This window comes from Kitasatospora sp. DSM 101779 (assembly GCF_025655475.1).
Lineage (GTDB): Bacteria > Actinomycetota > Actinomycetes > Streptomycetales > Streptomycetaceae > Kitasatospora.
In genome coordinates this window covers 1-626 of sequence record NZ_JAHTIK010000013.1, presented here as the reverse complement: position 1 = coordinate 626, position 626 = coordinate 1, and the positions used below count along the sequence as shown (strand labels likewise).

Annotated in this window: 1 protein-coding gene; it reads left to right on the top strand. The window is 71.9% G+C overall.

The genetic code is table 11. From position 1 onward, the window contains the following. Positions 1–626, top strand: a 626-nt coding sequence (locus tag KSNIM_RS38945; protein ID WP_263108382.1) for a ParB/RepB/Spo0J family partition protein, incomplete at both ends; no start/stop codon positions are given.

Below are 626 nucleotides of genomic sequence, written 5' to 3'. Positions count from 1 at the left end.
TGTCACCAGCATCGGCGGCGTCGGGGTCATCACTCCGCTGACCGTCTGCAGCTCCGCCGCATTCCTCAAGCACCACCCTCAGCACGCCGAGGCTGTCGCGGGCCGGCAGTACGTGGTCGTCGCGGGCCACCGCAGGCTCGAGGCCGCCCGGCAGGCCGGCCTCACCGAGGTCCCGGCGTTCGTGAACGACGACGCCGCCGAGGACCCGCTGGTGTTCGCGGTCGCCGAGAACCTTCTGCGCGTCGGGCTCAGCCCGATCCAGGAGGCCGAGGCACTGCGCGTACTCACCGACAAGCCGCCGGCCGGACGCGGGATGTCCCAGTCGAAGGTGGCCAAGGGCATCGGTAAGACCCAGGCTTTCGTGTCGCAGCGGATCGCGCTGCTCGAACTCGTTCCGGAGCTGCAGCAGAAGGTGGCTGCGGGCGAGCTCGGTATCAAGGCCGCTCGGGCCTTCACCGCTCTGCCGGCGGCCGAGCAGGTCGCCGCGTACGAGGAGTCGCTCGCACCCGCCGTGTCGGCGCCGCAGCCAGTGCCGGCGCCGGGCATGGCCCCTGACCCAGCCGGCATCGACACGTCTGCGGCGGCCGGGACCCATAACCCGGTTATGGATCCGCCGTCCCGCCCGG